Below are 243 nucleotides of genomic sequence, written 5' to 3'. Positions count from 1 at the left end.
CCTCCCGTCGCGGAGGTGGTCGGCGCCCTGGTCAGGCCTAGGCGTCCGACAGGGCCGTGATCTCGTCGTCCGCGAGCTCCAGCGTCGCGCCGGCGGGCAGGTCGGGGAGCTGCTCGACCGAGCGCGCGCTCGCGATCGGCGCGACCACGCCCGGCTGCGCCCGCAGCCACGCCAGGCTCACGGCGGTGACCCACGTGACGTGCGCGGCGGCGGCCGCGTCGAGGGCGGCCAGCACCCGGCGGC

General features: G+C 79.0%; 1 pseudogene. It reads right to left on the bottom strand.

What is annotated here, in order from left to right:
- Window positions 1-37 precede the first annotated feature (37 nt).
- Window positions 38-243, bottom strand: a pseudogene (locus KVT14_RS21000) (aldo/keto reductase); the annotation flags it as partial.

The organism is Cellulomonas sp. GbtcB1 (assembly GCF_019091725.1).
Lineage (GTDB): Bacteria > Actinomycetota > Actinomycetes > Actinomycetales > Cellulomonadaceae > Cellulomonas.
This window is presented reverse-complemented; position numbering and strand designations above follow the sequence as displayed.